This window comes from Streptomyces sp. UG1, assembly GCF_049974585.1.
In the GTDB taxonomy this organism is placed as follows: Bacteria; Actinomycetota; Actinomycetes; order Streptomycetales; family Streptomycetaceae; genus Streptomyces.
In genome coordinates, this window is sequence record NZ_JBNGGG010000039.1 from 75,601 (window position 1) to 92,145 (window position 16,545).

The 16,545-nt window shown below is 68.6% G+C and carries 11 protein-coding genes; 6 read left to right on the plus strand and 5 right to left on the minus strand.

Going from position 1 to position 16,545, the window contains the following annotated elements; translation table 11 throughout:
- Positions 1–558: 558 nt before the first annotated feature.
- The 3 genes from ACP4J3_RS36630 to ACP4J3_RS36640 all read right to left on the minus strand — a co-directional run bounded on the left by ACP4J3_RS36630 (position 559) and on the right by ACP4J3_RS36640 (position 6,384).
- Positions 559–2,406, minus strand: coding sequence for a glycosyl hydrolase family 95 catalytic domain-containing protein (locus ACP4J3_RS36630; RefSeq protein WP_426540665.1), 1,848 nt, complete (start codon positions 2,404–2,406; stop codon positions 559–561).
- Positions 2,352–3,401: a glycoside hydrolase N-terminal domain-containing protein gene (locus tag ACP4J3_RS36635; protein ID WP_426540636.1), complete on the minus strand. Its 1,050-nt coding sequence runs from the start codon at positions 3,399–3,401 to the stop codon at positions 2,352–2,354. The genes ACP4J3_RS36630 and ACP4J3_RS36635 overlap by 55 nt, the downstream gene beginning before the upstream one ends.
- A 175-nt stretch (positions 3,402–3,576) precedes the next feature.
- Complete coding sequence (locus ACP4J3_RS36640; protein WP_426540637.1) at positions 3,577–6,384, minus strand: DNRLRE domain-containing protein; 2,808 nt, start codon at positions 6,382–6,384, stop codon at positions 3,577–3,579.
- A gap of 451 nt (positions 6,385–6,835) precedes the next feature.
- Between ACP4J3_RS36640 and ACP4J3_RS36645 the strand changes: the two genes are divergently transcribed.
- From ACP4J3_RS36645 to ACP4J3_RS36670, 6 genes are all read left to right on the plus strand, one after another.
- Positions 6,836–7,834 (plus strand): LacI family DNA-binding transcriptional regulator, encoded by a 999-nt coding sequence (locus tag ACP4J3_RS36645; protein ID WP_426540666.1) that lies wholly within the window; start codon positions 6,836–6,838, stop codon positions 7,832–7,834.
- A gap of 108 nt (positions 7,835–7,942) precedes the next feature.
- Positions 7,943–10,909, plus strand: a complete 2,967-nt coding sequence (locus ACP4J3_RS36650; protein ID WP_426540638.1) for a glycoside hydrolase family 2 TIM barrel-domain containing protein — start codon at positions 7,943–7,945, stop codon at positions 10,907–10,909.
- Between the two features lie 66 nt (positions 10,910–10,975).
- Positions 10,976–12,283 carry an ABC transporter substrate-binding protein gene (locus ACP4J3_RS36655; protein WP_426540639.1) on the plus strand — a complete coding sequence of 436 codons (1,308 nt, stop codon included), beginning with the start codon at positions 10,976–10,978 and terminating at the stop codon, positions 12,281–12,283.
- A gap of 99 nt (positions 12,284–12,382) precedes the next feature.
- Positions 12,383–13,363, plus strand: coding sequence for a carbohydrate ABC transporter permease (locus ACP4J3_RS36660; protein ID WP_426540640.1), 981 nt, complete (start codon positions 12,383–12,385; stop codon positions 13,361–13,363).
- Positions 13,360–14,238 (plus strand): carbohydrate ABC transporter permease, encoded by an 879-nt coding sequence (locus ACP4J3_RS36665; RefSeq protein ID WP_426540641.1) that lies wholly within the window; start codon positions 13,360–13,362, stop codon positions 14,236–14,238. Before ACP4J3_RS36660 ends, ACP4J3_RS36665 begins: the two co-directional genes overlap by 4 nt.
- A 47-nt stretch (positions 14,239–14,285) precedes the next feature.
- On the plus strand, positions 14,286–15,785 hold the full coding sequence (locus ACP4J3_RS36670; protein ID WP_426540642.1) for an alpha-N-arabinofuranosidase: 1,500 nt from the start codon (positions 14,286–14,288) through the stop codon (positions 15,783–15,785).
- A gap of 52 nt (positions 15,786–15,837) precedes the next feature.
- Here ACP4J3_RS36670 and ACP4J3_RS36675 read toward each other — a convergent pair whose 3' ends face one another.
- Together ACP4J3_RS36675 and ACP4J3_RS36680 are read right to left on the minus strand one after the other, a co-directional pair.
- The gene (locus tag ACP4J3_RS36675) at positions 15,838–16,089 is read right to left on the minus strand and encodes a hypothetical protein (RefSeq protein ID WP_426540643.1); all 252 of its coding nucleotides are present in this window, start codon (positions 16,087–16,089) and stop codon (positions 15,838–15,840) included.
- Between the two features lie 226 nt (positions 16,090–16,315).
- Positions 16,316–16,543 carry a hypothetical protein gene (locus tag ACP4J3_RS36680; RefSeq protein ID WP_426540644.1) on the minus strand — a complete coding sequence of 76 codons (228 nt, stop codon included), beginning with the start codon at positions 16,541–16,543 and terminating at the stop codon, positions 16,316–16,318.
- Between the last annotated feature and the right edge of the window lie 2 nt (positions 16,544–16,545).

The following is a 16,545-nucleotide window of genomic DNA, read 5'->3' on the forward strand; positions in this document are numbered from 1 at the left end:
ACTGCGGACGAAACGTAAAGGCGGCTCAAGGGCGCCGTCAATGGGTCGAACGAAACCGATATCCCGAACGCCGCCGACCACCCGAGCAGCCTCGGACACACGGGAAGCCCAGGCCACGGGCGTCGCGGCGAACCGTACGCCTTGTCGGCCCGGACCCGGTCCGGGCGCTTGCGCGGCCTGCCCGGCCCCAGCCTCGGGACCGGACGGACCGGGACCGCTTCAAACTGCCGCCGACGCCGGAACAGGGCAAAGGCCCGGTCCCACGGCAGAGACGTGATCAGCAAAGAGCAGGATCCATTTTGCGAACAGGCCTAGGGTCTGTTGTGAAAATGGATCTTGGTCGTGGATGATCAGGCCTTGTAAGGCACGGTGATCTGTCGAACGGCCAGTGGGCCCGGCTGAAACCGTTGTTGCCGCAGGGCGTCAAGCCGGGCCGTCCGCTGGTGTGGGCATCTGCCGGGCCTGCGACGAGATTCGTAGCGTCGACCAGGAGGCTGCGGCCGGCGTCGCCCGGTGGAAGCGGCAGCTGGCCCGCCGCCGGTCACCTGCCCAGGGCCGTCACAGCCCCACTGGCTGCCATTCCTGGTTGGAGCCGCCGTTGGCGGGCCACTGGATGACCTTGGCGCCGTCGGCGGTGGATCCACTCTGCACGTCTGCGCACAGGCCGCTCCTGACGTTGACGAGGCGGTAGTAGCCGCTGGTGGCCGCTGGAACGAGCTTCCACCACTGGTTGGTGCCGTTGGTGTCCGACCACTGGTCCAGGGCTGTGCCGGCGCTGGTGGAGCCGCTCGGGACGTCGAGCACCTTGCCGCTGTTGACGTTGGACAGGCGGTAGGACCCGTCGTAGTCGGGGAGCAGCTTCCACTGCTGGTTGGCGCTGCCGGACCACGTGTACTGGATGACGGGCCCGCCGTTGGAGGTGGAGGCGCCGGAGACGTCCATGACCTTGCCGCTCTTGCGGTTGACCAGCTTGAACGTGCCGGTCAGCAGGCCGATCGCGATCGTGGTGCTCGTTCCGGCGGTCAGCGACACGATGCGGGCGTGGTTGCCCAGCGACGACGCGGTGACCGCCGCGCCGGTGCTGATGGATGTGATGCCGCGCCGGCAGATGAAGGTGATGTTCTGGTCGATGTCGGAGGTGAGCTTGACGGTGGCCGTGCGGGCCGCCGTGTCCCAGGACAGCGACTGGACGGTGATGCGGTTGCGGCCGCGAACACCGTTGATGGTGCCCTTGGTGAGCTGGTCGGGGAGGGCGGGGAGGATCTCAAGGACACCGGGGCGGGTGTGGACGAGTGCTTCGCCGAGGACGGCGAGGATGGTGTTGGCGGCGTCGCAGTTGTAGATGTCCAGGTTGGGGTTGTGGGAGGTCATCAGGGACCGCCACACCATGTTCCTGCCGTAGATCTTCAGCAGGCTGCCGTGGGCGGAATAATTCTGGTCGCCTCGCTTGTCCAGGGCTGTGCGGGCGTACTTGACCAGGTCGGGCTTGTCCTCGGGGTTGATCTCGTGCAGCGGCCAGGCGCCGTACAGGTGCTGGACGTGCCGGTGGTTGTAGCGGTCGGTCAGGCCCGGCCAGGACCACTCGGCGAGCGCCCCGTCGCTGTTGACGGTGTAGTCGGGCAGCTTGGCGAGCAGGGCGGTCCAGCGTTGCACGCCCTGGCCGCTGCCCTGCTCCAGGCCGAGGGTGTTGGCCGCGTCGATCGCGGCCTGGAGGGCGTGCCGGCCGGCCATGATGTCGCCGGTGGCGTTGATGGAGAAGCACTGGCCGGTGCTGGCCGGGGAGTTCTCCATGGAGAAGGAGGGGACGAAGACCGCCTTGCCGCTGGAGTCGGTGCGGGTGAGGAAGTCCTCGTAGAACAGGGCCAGTTCCATCAGGGCCGGGCCGAGCTTGTTCTTCAGGAAGGCGCTGTCGCCGGTGACCTGGTAGTACTCCAGAAGCGGGTAGAGCAGCCAGTCGGCGCCGCCGGTCCAGGCCTCGCCGGGGAAGCTGCCGCTGTTGAAGTGCAGCATGTGCCGGTACTCGCCGTCGGTCCGGGACGGGGCGAGGAAGTCGCGGGCGCCGTAGAGGTTGGTGGCGTTGTCGCGCCAGTCGGCGAGCTGGCCAAGGATGAGGTCGAAGTAGCCCTGCATGGCGTCGGTGAGGTCGAGGATGTTGCCGCCGGCGACCTGCAGGTTGATGTTGGCGTCGGTGGTGAAGTCGTCGGCCCAGGAGCCGTTCCAGGTGCCCGTCCAGATGCCGGTCAGGCGGGGTGGCAGGACGCCACTGGAACTGATGAAGAGATAGCGGCCGGAGTCGTACATCCTCTCCAGCAGCGCGAGGTCGATGGCGGACGCGTTGCTGTTCTGGCGGGCTATGAGCTCGCTGGTGGCCAGCCGGCGGTCGGCGGCGGAGACGTTGAGGTCGATGCTGGAGCGGTCCGTACATGGCCTGGTGCCTGGGGGCGTGGCGGCCCAGGAGGGTGGCGTAGTCGGCCGTCAGCGCGGCGAGGGCGGTCTGCAGGGGCCGGCTGTTCCAGCCGGTGGAGGTCTCGTACCGGCCGAGCTTGGTCAGCAGCAGCACCTTGGTGGCCTTGGCGACCACCAGGGTCTGCCCACTGGCGGTTGACGGAGGAGCCGCTGCCGGAGACCACGACGCGGGTGACGCCCTCGTAGCCGTAGGCACCGCCGGAGGGGTAGGTGCCGCGCAGGTTCAGGTAACCGTCGCCGCTGGTGACGGTGGCGGTGGCGGAGAAGGACACGCTGGTCGGCACGCCCGCAAGAGCGGTGTTGACGCTGATGGTGGTGTCCACGGTGCGGCCGGTGGCGGGCAGCAGCTCGTGGACGATGACCTGGTCGGCGCGGGAGACGAAGACGTGGCGCTTCCAGGTGCCGTACCGGTCGGTCCAGGTGTGGGTGATCTCGCCGGTGCGGAAGTCGGTGATGCGGGCGAAGTCGTTGACGGTGGTCATGCCCGAGGTGGTGAGCTGGAGTTCGTAGCCGGGGTGGAAGGTCTGGGTCCAGCGCAGGCTCCAGCCGTGGGCGAAGGTGGAGGAGGCACCGGAGTAGTCGCCGGCCAGCGCCTGGTCCCGGGCGGTCTCGAGATACGGCGAGATCACCGGGGGCATGACGCTCCGGCTGCCGTTGGGCAGCACGAACCGGTGATGATTGAAGATCATCTTCTCGAGCGTCGGCGCCCCGTAGTAGACGGCCCCGTACTCGCCGTTTCCGCTCAGGAACCCGTCGGTCCAGGCGGAGGCGGTGGCGTTGTCCCAGATGCCGCGGTCGGGCAGGGTGACCTGGGGCGGTACGGCCGCGGCGGCCCGGGCGGCGAAGACGAAGCCGGGCAGGGCCGCGGCGCCGGCGGCGAGGGCGGCCGTGGTGAGGAAACGCCGACGGTTGAGGGGAAGGTCGGGCAGTGGCATGGGTCGACTCCGTTGTCGGACGGTGAGTACGACTGGGCACAGGGGTGCCACCGGTGCGGGTGCGGTGGTGAACAACGGCGCTTTGTCAGACATGCGGTGGCTGCCTCAGCCGTCGACGGCAGAACCGGACGGCTGAGGCCGGCCCGCCCCGCGGGGACGGACCGGCCTCGGGTGTCTACGGGGTCACGGTCAGCGCGGGCGCCATTTCGGCGGTCGCGTTGGTGAGCTTCCCGGAGCCGGTGGCGCCTTCGGAGCTGACGAAGCGCAGCTCGTGGTTGGTGCCCCCCGCGTTGCCGACGGCGAGCAGGAGCGTGGACTGATTGGCCGCGTAGGCCTGCTGGACGAAGGAGGTGATGTCGACGGTGATGTCGCGGCCGTCGATGGCGTTGCCCTGGTGGGTCCCGCCGCCCTCGGGGATGATGGTCGAACCGAGGGTGAAGGTGGCCGACTTCGCGACGGAGGAGTTCGTGGCGGTGAAGCTCGGCCGGTTCTGCCAGGTCATCGTGTTGATCGGGCAGGACGTGCCGCCGCCGGTGCAGGTGCTGTCGCTGACGGGTTGCACGAGCAACTGGTCGGTGTCGGTCGACGGGACCGACGAATAGCGGTGGCCGACGTAGGTGAGATGGAGTGTCGCCTGGCTCGGTGCCTTGGTGAGGCCGTTGAGAGGGAACTGGAGGTAGGAGAGCTTTCCGTCTCCGGATCCTGTGGTGTACTGCTCGCCCATCAGGCCGACCCCGGTGTTGCGGGTGATGAGGGTCAGGTCCGAGGAGGAGTTCTTGGTCTGGTCGCCCCACCACGCACCCACCCAGGTGTCGCCGTTGGTGAGGGCGCCGGCCTTGACGTTCTGGGTCTGGCCGTTCGCGTCCGTGTAGGTGGTGGTCAGCGTGCCGATCCCGCTCGTCGTCAGCGGGAACTGGCTGGTGTATCTGACGAGCCGGCCGGCGACGCGGAGGTTGTTCAGCGTCACGTTCGTGGCGCCGTTCAACGGGCTGCTGTTCGTCTTCTGCTGCGAGAACCACACGTTGTCGAGTTTGAAGGTGCTGATCGGGGTCTTGGTGTACGTGTACGTGGTGCCCGACCCGTCGGGGTTGGGGGCGAGCCCGTACTTCGCCTGATCCTCGGCGGTGATGGTCTGGGTGGATCCGTTGCCGCCGTTGAGCCTGATCGGTCCCGACGTGTACCGGGAGGTGTCGATCGAGCTGTTCCTCATCACGATGCTCGAGATGCGCGGGTACGGTTTGGGGCTGTTCTGCGTGAAGATGCCACCGGCCGGCGCCGACACGGAGTTGAAGTTGTCGAACGTGTAGTTGTTGAGCCGGTATCCGAACGAATTCCATCCGATTCGGACCGCGTTGCCGGCGCCGACGGACCACTGCAGCGTGTTGCTGACCGAGATGTTCTTCGAGTCCTGGCTGTCCCAGTGGTAGTTGTCGAACCCGAGCTCGTCGGCGACGGTGTCGTGGGCGCCTACCGCGTTGACATAGCCCTGGACGTCGGGGGTGGAGGTGCCGAGCTGGAAGTTGTTCCACACCCCGGGTGCCAGTGGGGTGAAACCGTCGCTGGGGTTGTAGTGGCCGGAGGCGAACGCGTCGTCGTTGCCGAGGGTGAAGACGCCGTTGGCGGTGATGTCCTGGCCGCTCGCGAAGTTCGTCCCGTCTATCCACGGCTGGCGGTACGGGGTGAGGGCCTTGATGTTGTTGAACGTCACCCTGGTGGCGGTGTGGGTCTCATAGTTCCACTGCTTCGCGTCGCGGACGTAGGTGTCGTTGAACGTGATGTCCGACGAGTGCATGACCATGACGCCGCCCTGGTGCTGGCTGCGGTAGGCGTCGTGCGAGTCACCGATGCTGCGGGCGTTGTAGTTCGCCACGCCGTTGCCGTCGAAGACGCCGCGGCCGTCGAATTCGATGTTGCTCGAGTTGATGATCCCGACCGCCGGCTCGAACGCCTCCATGTACGCCTGGATGCGGTTCTTCAGCAGGGCCCCTTCGTCGGTGTAGATCTTCAGCTTGCCGCCCTTGAGCTTGCTGCCGTCCAGACCGTTGATCAGGAGACCGGACCACACGTAGGTGCCGTTCGGGAAGTAGAGCGTGTTGAGCGCCGTGGGGTTGGCTTTGATGGTGTCGATGGCGGCCTGCAGGGCGTACGTGACGTCGTCGGCGGCCAGCACCCGCACATTCGGGTACCGCACATTGACGCTGCTCGCGCTCACCAGCGTCCCGGCCGAGGTTTTCTGACCGGCGGGGATGGCGGTGCCGTTGACGGTCTTGCCGGCCATGGAGCTCGTCGTCGCGGCGGGAGCCTTCTGAGCCGCGCTGTTCGGGTTCTGCGCGAGGTACTTCGCGGCGAACTGCTGGAAGTTGAGGACACCGGTCTGCAGGTTGACACCGGAACCGTCCGGTGCGCTCGTGGTGTTCGGGCGCCGCGCCGGGTCTTCCAGCGGGTCGTTGATGACCGCCAGGTAGGGCTGTCCCGTGGCGGTGGTCGAGTCGCCGTTGACCATCACGATCGCTTGGTTCAACCCGGCGTCGGCTGACATCTGGAACGTCAGGGTGTGCCTGTCCGCGCTCACCGAGACGCTGCTGGACGGGTAGTAGCGGGCCGGATAGATGTTCACCGTGTCGATCGTGGTGCTGGGCAGCGTGATCGTGATCGTCGGTGTCCGGGAGTCCGACGCGAAGCGCGCGACGTCGAAGTTGTGGCCGTTCCGGGTGTACTTGACAGCCTGGACGGGCGTGCCGGCGACTTGCACCTGGTACTTGGTGGACGCCACGTCCGGGGACGTCGTCGTACCGCCACCCACTCCCGTCGGTGCGTACGTGTGGACGGTGGTGGCGGCGTGTGCGGGGACGGTGCCGGTGAGCATGAGGCTCGCCACCGCGATGGTGGCGCCGGCAGCGGCCGCGATGAAGCGCTTCACGCGCGAGCTGCGTCGCGCCGGGGCGGGGTTCGGGTCGGCGGCGTCGCCGGCCGGTCTGATCATGCCTTTCTCTCCTCAGGACGAGACCTTTGCAGGTCTGTTCAGGCGCTCGCCGTCTGCTGCAGACGGCGCGGAGCATTCGCGATGCCGCGGCCGGACCGCGGCCGTCGGGGCCGTCGCGGTCGAGGGGACCACCACGACGCACCGAGCGGGGTGACGCGGGTGAGGTCGAGTGTTGTTTCGCGCGGTGAGCCAGGGTGGCTCCCCCCCCCGCATTGACCGATCCACGGAATCGGGCGTGGCGGGGACGTTACTGCCGTATTTCCGGGACCGTCAATGCTCTGCGCACTTCAAGTCGCGGAAACAGCCGTGACCTGCCTGCGACGCCCTCACCGTGCTCCATAACGGCTGAATCACGGCCGCCGCGCGGAGCCTTGCCCTGTTGCGACAGTCGCCCTACTCTGACGCCACTTTCGTGGATCGATAAAAGTCTCAGGGAGCGTACGTGGTGACAATGGCGGAGGTGGCAGCTCGGGCGGGAGTCACCAAGCAGACCGTCTCCAACGTGGTGTCCGGCAAGAAGGTGCGGCCGGAGACCCTGGCGAAGGTGAACAAGGCGATCGCCGAACTCGGTTACAAGCCGAACCTGGTGGCGCGCTCGCTGCGCACCGGCAGCACGTCGACGGTGGGGCTGTTCGTGCCGTCGGTGGCCAACCCGTTCTATTCGGAGGTGGTCGAGGAGGTGGAGAACCTCCTGGTCGGCCGCGGATACAACCTGCTGCTCGCCACGACGCGCGACGATCCCGACTACACCCGGGCCCACCTGGAGAACCTCGCCGCGCGCTCGGTGGACGCACTGCTGGTCGCCTGCGACAACGGCGTCGCACAGCAGCTGCCGATGCTCGTCGAGGCCGCCTTCCCGGTCGCGCTGTTCGCCTGGGAGGGGGACCCGCCGACCATGCTGCCGGTGGTGTCCATCGACTACGAGCACGCCGGGTTCCTGGCCGGGCGCTACCTGAGGGATCTCGGCCACCGGAACGTCGCGGTGATCGCCGATCTCCCCGCGCACGAGCCGCGCGTGGCCGGGTTGCGCCGGGCGTTCGCCGACCACGGGCTGGCCATCGACGACCGCAAGGTGTTCGCCTGCACCAGGGACGACGCCGTCGGCGGGTTCGACGCGGGCCGTGCGGCCCTGGAGGCGGATCCGGAACTGACGGCGATCTTCGCCACCCACGACGTCCTGGCCCTCGGTGCCGTCGAGGCGGTGGTCCGGTCCGGGCGGCGGGTCCCCAGCGACGTCAGCGTCGTCGGCTTCGACGACATCGCCCAGGTCGGACAGATCCAACCAGCGCTGACCACGATCACCGTCCCGAAGCGGGAGATGGCCCAGCAGGCAGTCGAGCTGCTGCTGCGCGCCGTCGACTCCGGCCGGCCGCCGACCAACGTTCTCACGCTGCTGCGCCCGACCCTGACCATCCGGGACAGCAGCGCCCCGCCCCGGGCGACCGGATAGCGACTTGCACCGCTCGACCTGCACGTCACCCCCATGAGTCGCCGGCACGCTCCTGCCGGGCCGGCTGCCCGCCACCGCTACGAGTTGCGACAGAAGGCACGTCCACTGATGAAAGACCTCGACCCCAACGCCTACGTCGAAGACCGGTCGCCGGGCACCGGACGGCTGCGCCCGCACGCCGCGTTCGCCTCCGACCTGCCCACGATCGCGCTCGACGGCGACTGGAGATTCCGACTGGCGTCAGGGCTGGACGACCTCACCGGGGACTTCGCCGCGCCGGACTTCGACGACAGCGCCTGGGACCTGCTCGCCGTGCCGTCCTGCTGGCAGATGACCGGCCTGCCCGGCGGGCTCCGTTACGGCGCTCCGGCCTACACCAACATCCTGTACCCGTTCCCGGTCGACCCGCCACGAGTGCCCCGTGAGAACCCGACCGGTGAGTACCGTCGCGTGTTCGAGGTTCCGGACGGGTTCCCGGCATCGGCTGCGGTGCTCCGGTTCGAGGGCGTCGACTCGGCGTTCGCGGTGTGGCTCAACGGGATCCGGCTCGGCGACGGCAAGGGCAGCCGGCTGACGACCGAGTTCGACGTCTCCGCCGTTCTGCGGCCCGGCCGGAACGTGCTCGCGGTCCGCGTGCACCAGTGGTCGTCCGGCAGCTACCTGGAAGACCAGGACATGTGGTGGCTGTCCGGCATCTTCCGGTCGGTGTCCGTGGCAGCCCGCGGTGTCGAGGACTTCTTCGTCCACGCCGCCTACGACCACACGACAGGCCGGGGCACCCTGTCCGTAGACGTCGACGCCCCGACCCGCGTGGTCCTGTCGGTGCCCGAGCTCGGCATATCCGCCGCCGATCCGGCCGGCCCGCACGTGATCGACCGCATCGAGCCCTGGTCGGACGAGCGGCCGCGCCTGTACTCGGGGGAACTGGTTTCCGAGGCCGGGGAGCGGATTGCGCTGCGCATCGGCTTCCGCACGGTGGCCGTCGTGGACGGCGTGCTGACCGCCAACGGCCGGCCGATCTCGCTACGGGGCGTCAACCGCCACGAATGGCATCCGCTGACGGGGCGGACCCTGACCGAGGACGTCATGGTGACCGACGTGCTGCTCATGAAGCAGCACAACATCAACGCGGTGCGCACCAGCCACTACCCGCCCGACCACCGTTTCCTGGACCTGTGCGACGAGCACGGCCTGTGGGTGTTCTGCGAGGGCGACCTCGAGACGCACGGCTTCGAGCCGGGCGGCTGGCAGCGCAATCCCAGCGACGACCCCGCGTGGCGCGAGGCGTACCTGGACCGGGCCGCCCGGCTGGTGGAACGCGACAAGAACCACCCTTCGGTCATCGTCTGGTCTCTCGGGAACGAGTCCGGCACCGGATCGAACCTGGCCGCCGCGGCCGCGTGGATCCGGCACCGCGACGGCAGCCGCCTGATCCACTACGAAGGCGACCACGAGAGCTGCGCCTACGTCGACCTGTACTCCCGCATGTACATCGGCGTGGACGAGCTGGCCGCGGCGGGGCGCGGCCAGGAGCCTCCGACAGCTGATCCGATCGACGACGCCCACCGCCGGGCCCTTCCGGCCGTGCTGTGCGAGTACGGGCACGCCATGGGCACCGGCCCCGGCGGCTTGTCCGAGTACCAGCAGGTCATCGACGCGCACCCGCGCCTGGCCGGCGGATTCATCTGGGAGTGGATCGACCACGGGATCCTCCGGCGCACCGAACAGGACGCCCCCCGCTCGTTCTACGCCTACGGCGGCGATTTCGCAGAGGAGGTCCACGACGGCAATTTCGTCGCCGACGGGCTGCTCTTCCCGGACCGCACGCCGTCGCCGGGCCTGGTCGAGTACAAGAAGGTCATCGAACCGGTCCGGATCCACGTCGACCCGGCGGCGCGGCGGGTCGCCGTGCACAACCTGCACCACGTCCGCGACACCGGCTACCTGGACTTCCAGTGGACCGTCGAGGACGGCGGCGAGCCGGCCGGCTCCGGCGGCCTGACCGTGCCCGCGACCGCACCGGGCGCGACGACAGCCGTCGAATGGCCCGCCGACCTCGCCGCCGCGTTCGATTCGGTGCGCAAGAACGGCTCCGGCGACGAGGTGTGGCTGACCGTGACCGCGGTGCTCGCCGCCGACGAGACCTGGGCCCGGGCCGGCCACGAGATCGCCTGGGCGCAGGGGCTGGTCGTGGCTCCCGCCGCTTCGCAGGCCCCTTCCATGCAGGCGCCGGCGATCGCCCACGACGGGGACATCACACTGGGTCCCGCGCGGTTCGACGCCCGCAGCGGGGTGCTGATCCGGCTCGGCGACCTGGGGCTCGACGGGCCCAGGCTGGACATCTGGCGTGCCCCGATCGACAACGACCTGCTCAACGCCTTCGGCGAGCCGCAGATCACCGCTTGGCTCGCCGCCGGACTGAACCGGATGCGCCATGAGGTCCTGAGCGTCGAGCCCGACGCACAAGGACTCACGGTCACCGCCCGGCTCGCCGCCGTCGGGTCCTCCTCCGGGCTCGGCGTGGTCTACCGCTGGACGGCCTGCGACGGACCGGACACGGGCCAGGCCCGGCTCCGGCTGGAATGCGCCGTCACCCCTGACGGCGCATGGTCGGTGCCGCTGCCCCGGCTGGGGATCGCGATGTCGCTGCCCGGCACCGACGCCGAGGTCGAGTGGTTCGGCCTCGGTCCCGGCGAGGCGTACCGCGACTCCCGTACCGCGGCGCGCGTCGGCCGCTACCGGTCGACTGTCTCGGCGATGCAGACGCCCTGTGTCCGCCCGCAGGAGAACGGCAACCGCCACCAAGTCCGCCGCACCCGGATCACGACCCCGGACGGCACCCTGCTCATCACGGGCGACCCGGTCCTCGACCTGACCATGCGTCCTTGGAGCACCGCAGCCCTGGCCGCCGCGGCCCACCAGCACGACCTGGTCGGCGACGGCAGACTCCATCTCCACCTCGACCACGCGCACCACGGCCTCGGCAGCGCGGCCTGCGGCCCGGGCCCGTCGGCATCGGACGCCCTGGCCGCGGTCCCGACGGTGTTCCGCGTGGAGTTCAGCACCAGCCGGTAGGCGGGCCTGGCCGCCCGCCCACCGACAGTCCAGCAAGTCAGTCCCCGTCTCGAAGGGTTCCCTCACATGGACAGCACCACCATACGCACCCGCAGACTCCTGGCGCTCGCCACCGCGGCGGTCATGGCGTTCGGCGTCGGCGCGTGCAGCAGTGACAAGAACAACTCCGCCGCGGAACCGGGCCAGAGCGGGCCGGTGAACATGGAGTTCTGGGGCTGGGCCGGCTACGAGAAGATCGTCGACCAGTGGAACGCCGCCCACCCGGACATCAAGGTCACCTTCAAGAAGATCCCGTCGGGCGGCAAGGGCGGCTACACCCAGATCAGCAACGCGATCACCGCCGGCGAGGGCCCGTGCCTGGCCCAGATCGAGTACCAGGCCATCCCGTCGATGCTCGTGAAGAACGCGGTCATGGACATCACGAAGTACGTGAGCGACGGCATGGGCAAGTACGTCCCGTCGGCCGTCTCCGCCTCCAGCATCGGCGGCAAGGTCTACGGCGTCCCGGTGGACGTCGGCCCGATGGTCCTCTACTACCGCAAGGACCTGTTCGCCAAGTACGGCATCACCAAGCCGCCGGCCACCTGGGCCGAGTACAAGGCCGCCGCCGAGAAGGTCGCCGACGCCGATCCGAGCGTGAAGTTCGGCACCCAGCTCAACGAGGGCAACGATCTGGCGGCCTACAGCCTGCAGACCGGCCAGTCCTGGTACTCGACCCAGGGCGACAGCTGGACCGTCAGCATCGACAACCCCGGCACCCGGAAGGTCGCCGAATTCTGGCAGGACCTGAAGGACAAGGGTCTGGTGGCGAAGACCGGGAACGCCTGGGACCCGAAGTTCAACAAGGCCGCCACAGCCGGCAAGGTGCTGACGTTCGTCAACGCGTCCTGGGCCGCCGGCGGTCTGAAGTCGGATCTGAAGGCCCTGTCCGGCAAGTGGGCGGTCGCCCCGATGCCGACCTGGGAGGCCGGCGACGGCAAGAGCTCCAGCAACGGCGGCTCGGCCACCTCGGTGATGACCGGGTGCAAGACGCCCAGCGAAGCCGCGCAGTTCGCCGCGTTCCTGTCCGGCGACCCGCAGGCCGTGAAGACGGGCATCGCCGCTGGGCTGTACCCGGCGTCGAAGGCCGGACAGGACGACCCGTCGCTGGAGGAGGGTGACCCGTACTTCGGCGGCCAGAAGGTCGGCGAGGTGTACAAGGCCTCCGCCGCTCAGGTGCCCGACACCTGGACCAACGGCCCGACCTATCAGCAGGTCGAGACGGACTTGGCCGGTGCCATGGGCAAGGGCACCTATCCGGACGCGGTCACCAAGGTCCAGGCCTCGACAGTCGCGGCGATCAAGAAGCTCGGACTGTCGGTGACCGACGGCTGAGGCAGCGGACTCCAGCCGCCCCGCAGGATTCCCGCGGCCGCCCCTATCCGGCGCCGCGGGGATCCGCTCCCTGACGACGAACCGTCCAGCGAGGTTTCCATGAGCAGTCCCAGCAGCACCCGGACCGCGTCTCCGCCGCGGCCGGTACCCGCGGTCACCCGCCGCGTCTCCCCCGCCGGTCGGCCGCGGCGCGCCGGCCGCCGCAGCGCGTGGACCGCGTCGGGTTTTCTGGCGCCGTTCGCGGTGCTCTTCCTGACCATGATGGTCGCGCCGATCGGCTACGCGATCTACCAGAGCTTCTTCACCGTCCGCCGCGCCGGGCTGTTCGGCGGTGCGCAGGCCACCGAGTTCGCGGGACTGTCCAACTACGCCGCCGCCTTCGGCGACCACGACTTCACCGCGTCGATCATCCGAGTCGTGCTCCTTGGCTGCGTCCAGGTCCCGGTCATGCTCGGCCTGGCCCTCCTGCTCGCGCTCCTGCTCGACTCCCGCTCGGCCCGGCTGCGGAAGACCTACCGGCTCACGTTCTTCCTGCCCTACGCGCTGCCGGGTGCGATCGCCGCGTTGATGTGGTCCTTCCTCCTGGTGAAAGACCTCTCGCCGTTCACCGGACCGCTGTCCCACCTCGGGATCGACGTCGACTTCCTGTCGCCGTCGTGGGTTCCGGTCTCGATCGGGAACATGATCACGTGGGGCTGGACCGGCTACAACATGCTGATCATCTACTCCGCGCTGCAGACGATCCCGGCCGAGGTGACGGAGGCCGCCGCGCTCGACGGCTGCACCGGATGGCGCCTGGCGTGGGCGGTGAAGATCCCGCTGGTACGTCCCGCGCTGGTGCTGACCACGATCTTCTCCATCATCGGCACGGCGCAGCTGTACACCGAGCCGGCGGTCCTTGTCGGCGCGCGCATCCCGGGCGTCGACCCGAAGTTCTCCCCGATCATGAACTCGACCCTGGCCATGGACCTGGGCGACCAGAACCTGGCCGCCGCCCAGTCCGTCGTGCTCGCGTTGATCACCCTCGTGCTCTCGTTCGGATTCCTCAAGTACAACCAGCGCAAGGGAGCGATGGCATGAGCGTGATTCAGGCCGGCCGACCGACCCGACCGGCCCGCCGCGCCACCGACATCGCGAGCAGGGCCGTCGTCAACGGAGTGCTGGGCCTGATGGCCCTGTACACGCTGATCCCGCTGTGGTGGCTGTTCGTCTCCGCGACCAAGGCCTCGGGCTACCTCTACACCGGTACGCCGCTGTGGTTCTCCCACTTCGACCTGGTCACCAACATCAGGAACGTGTTCAGCTTCGAGGACGGCATCTTCTCCACCTGGCTCGCCAACAGCGCGCTGTACAGCCTCGTCGGCGCCACCGTCGGCACCCTGCTGTCCGCGATGGCCGGCTACGCGCTGTCCAAGTTCAGCTTCCGCGGCCGCGAAAGCGTGTTCAACGTCATCCTCGCCTCGGTTCTCATCCCGGCGCCGATGTTCGCCCTGCCGCTGTTCCTGCTCATGGCCAAGCTCGACATCACCAACTCCTACTGGTCGGTGCTGCTGCCCAGCTGTGTCAGCCCGTTCGGCGTCTACCTGTGCCGGATCTTCGCCGCGGCGTCCGTCCCGGACGAACTGCTGGAGGCCGCACGGCTCGACGGAGCAGGCGAACAGCGCACCTTCTTCCGGATCGCCCTGCCGCTGATGTCCCCGGCACTGGTGACCGTCTTCCTGTTCCAGTTCGTCGGCATCTGGAACAACTACCTGCTGCCCTCGCTCATGCTCAACACCCCCTCACTGCAGCCCGTCACGGTGGGCCTGGTGCAGTGGCGTTCGGAGTTCGCCAGCGGAGTGCCGCCGCTGCTGCCGATCACCGGTGCGTTCCTGTCGCTGATCCCTCTGCTCGTCGCCTTCGTCAGTCTCCAGCGGTTCTGGCGCAAGGGCCTGACCGCAGGCTCCGTCAAGTAACACGTTCGCTGCCCCACGCCCATCCCGAACTGCAAAGGACCACTGCATTGCCCCGCGCCCACGTCATTCTCGACAAGCAGGCCGTCATCGCTCCTGTCCGGCGCCGCACCTTCGGCTCGTTCGTCGAACACCTCGGCCGCTGCGTGTACACCGGGCTCTACGAGCCGGAACACCCGAGCGCGAACGACGACGGGTTCCGTATGGACGTCGTCGAACTGGTCAGAGAGCTGGGCACCAGGACCGTCCGCTACCCCGGCGGCAACTTCGTCTCCGGCTTCCGCTGGGAGGACTCGGTCGGCCCCCGCGACAAGCGCCCGGTGCGCCGCGACCTCGCCTGGCATTCGCTGGAGTCGAACCAGGTCGGCCTGGACGAGTTCGCCCGCTGGCTCAAGCTCACCGACTCCGAGCTGATGCTCGCGGTGAACCTCGGCACACGGGGCATCCAGCCCGCCCTGGACCTGCTCGAGTACGCCAACCACCCCTCCGGTACGGCGCTGTCGGACCTGCGTGTCGCCAACGGCACGCCGGACCCGCACAACGTGCGCATGTGGTGCCTCGGCAACGAGATGGACGGCCCCTGGCAGACCGGCTTCATGACGGCCGACGACTACGGCAAGCTCGCCGCCCGTACCGCCGGCGCGATGAAGATGGCCGACAAGGACCTCGAACTCGTGGTCTGCGGCTCCTCCGGCTCCTGGATGCCGACCTTCGGCGACTGGGAGCGCACGGTGCTCGAGCACACCTACGACCACGTCGACTACGTCTCCTGCCACGCCTACTACCAGGAGCTCGACGGCGACCTCGGCTCCTTCCTCGCCTCGGCGACCGACATGGACTACTTCATCGACACCGTCGTCGCGACCGCCGACCACGTGGGCTACAAGAAGCGCTCCAACAAGAAGATCAACATCTCGTTCGACGAGTGGAACGTCTGGTACCAAAAGGAGTTCCACGAGTCCGACGAGGTCAACGACGAGTGGCGGCACGCCCCCCGGCAGCTGGAGGACGTCTACTCGGTGGCGGACGCCGTCGTCGTCGGCAACCTGCTGATGACGCTGCTCAAGCACAGCGACCGCGTCACCTCGGCCTCGCTCGCGCAACTGGTCAACGTGATCGCGCCGATCATGACCGAGCCCGGCGGCCCTGCCTGGCGGCAGACGACCTTCTACCCGTTCTCGATCACCAGCCGGCTTGCCGCCGGTGAGGTGATCCGGCCCGTTGTCGAGGCGCCGACCTACACGACGGCACGCCATGGCGAGGCGTCCGTCGTCGACGCCGTCGCGACCGTCGACGAGGACCGGGCCGCGGTCTTCCTCGTCAACCGCGGGCTTACGCAGGCCACTCAGGTCACGGTCGATGTGCGCAGCCTCGGCTCCTCGCGGATTCTGGAGGCGGTCACACTCGCCGACCCGGACGCGTATGCGAAGAACACACTCACCGAGCAGAACCGCGTGACCCCGCACGCGAACCCGAGCGCGATCCTGTCCGACGGGCTGCTCCGCATCGAGCTGCCGCCGGTGTCGTGGACCGCAGTTGCGCTGGGCTGAGTGACTGTCACCGCCGCCGGCATGCAAGACCGCGACGGCGCTCACCTGGCGGCTACGCCGGACGTCTGGTGGCCTGAGCCAAGACCGTTCTGCGACTGACCGTGACAATCGTCAAACGTACCGACAGAACCGCCGGTTTCGTTGTCCTGCCCCGCAGGTGGGACGTCGGACGAGTCCGCCGTTCGCGTAGTTCGGCGAGTTCGGGCTGGTCAACGTGGGCGATGAGCCGGTGCGGCCAGCAGCTCTCGCGGCGTGTGGCGATCCAGCCGCGGTTGATCCAGGCGTAGAGGGTGGCGGTGGTCATGTCCAGCTCCACGGCCAGGTGTTTGAGCCACCACTCATCCTGACCTGGCTCTTCTCCGTCAGGTGCGGAGCGGTGGCGGTGGACTCGGCCAGCGGGGCAGCCGAGTCGGCGCATGAGGTTGCGGATGGTGTTCGAGGCGATCCGCCTGCCGCCCTTGGCTTCGAGGCGTCGGCGATCCGCTGGCGCCGACGCCCTGGCCTGCGAGTTCACGGATGCGGTCGACCAGTTACGGGTAGTACGACAGCTGGTTGAGCCGCTGGACCGGGCGGACGAGCTCCTTGCGGTCCGTGACCATGGTGCTCTTCGCATGCCACAGCCCGGTGATGTCACTGGCCAGAGCGGTGATGGTCTGCCGCTCGGCCGAGGTGAGGACGCGGGGGCCGGCGCGGGTGAAGCGGTCATGCTCCTCGCGGAGTTTCTGCTGGTTGGCCAGTGAGGTCTCCCACTGGGCCACCG